The sequence below is a fragment of the Vibrio sp. Vb0349 genome (assembly GCF_033338975.1).
Genome location: NZ_JAWOTS010000259.1, coordinates 1 through 1283, shown reverse-complemented (window position 1 = coordinate 1283; position 1283 = coordinate 1). Strand labels below are relative to the sequence as shown.

At 44.6% G+C, this 1283-nt stretch carries 2 protein-coding genes; one reads left to right on the top strand and one right to left on the bottom strand.

Annotation, left to right across the window (positions count from 1 at the left end; genetic code table 11):
• A partial coding sequence (locus R7Q47_RS25020) for a DEAD/DEAH box helicase (protein ID WP_318090006.1) occupies positions 1-287 on the bottom strand: 287 nt, incomplete at its 3' end.
• Positions 288-505: 218 nt separating this feature from the next.
• Between R7Q47_RS25020 and purU the strand changes: the two genes are divergently transcribed.
• On the top strand, positions 506-1283 hold a 778-nt coding region (purU, locus tag R7Q47_RS25015), incomplete at its 3' end, for a formyltetrahydrofolate deformylase (RefSeq protein ID WP_318090004.1).

Here is a 1283-nt window from a genome sequence, read left to right as displayed (position 1 = left end):
CCATAAAAACCGAGCGCATTGACCATCAACGGTAGGTCACGATGGTACAACTGCTCTTGCAAGTTTTTCGAGCCAGTACTGATGATGACTTTCTTCCCACTCAACAGCGCTGGGACAAGATAGGCAAATGTTTTACCGGTACCAGTTCCTGCCTCTACCACCAACTGACTTTGTTCTTTGATCGCACTACTGACGGCTTCAGCCATGTCTATTTGTGGCTGACGAGCCTGAAAACCCGGAATCGCTTTACCTAAAGCGCCATCAGAGGAAAATGTTTTTGCGATCATGCCTGACATCTGGTTAGAAAAATTGTCGTGAGTATATCAGACGTTTGGGAGAGACATCAGCCCGTAAGATGGCCAGCTTACGGCCCCAACACAGATAATTTGTTGAAACCATGGCAAGAATAGATTATTTATGAAGTCAGATTGCAGTACGGTTGACCCTTTTGGGGAAAACACATATTTCGTACGCTAGAAAAATAATGCATGGAAGTATCTGATTTATGGAAAAGAAAACACTGTTGACCCATTGCTCTGACGCACCGGGTTTGATCTCTAAAATTACTAATATCTGTTACAAACATCAGCTCAACATCGTTCATAATAACGAATTTGTTGATAACACCAGTGGGCACTTTTTCATGCGAACGGAGTTGGAGGGGTACTTCAACGACCAAACGTTTCTTGCCGATTTAGACCAAGCTCTACCGCAAGGTGCAAAACGCACTCTCATTGGCTCTCGCCGTAAACGCATCGTGATTCTCGTAACGAAAGAAGCACACTGTTTAGGTGATATTCTGATGAAAAATTACGATGGCAGTTTAGATGTAGAAATCGCCGCCGTGGTGGGTAACTACGATAAGTTGCAAGGCCTCACTGAACGTTTTGATATCCCTTACCACTATGTGACGCACGAAGATCTAAGCCGTGAAGAACACGAGCAAAAGATGTTAGAGGTGATCGATCAATACGATGCAGATTACTTGGTGCTAGCGAAATACATGCGCGTTCTCACGCCAACGTTTGTTGAAAAATACCGCCATAAGATCATCAACATTCACCACAGTTTCTTGCCTGCTTTCATCGGTGCTAAGCCTTATCAGCAAGCTTACGACCGTGGCGTAAAAATTATTGGCGCAACAGCCCACTTCGTGACAAACGACCTAGATGAAGGCCCGATCATCAAGCAGGATGTTATTCCAGTCGATCACACATTCAGCGCACAAGATATGGCTCAAGCAGGCCGCGATGTTGAAAAGAATGTTTTGAGTAAAGCTCTGA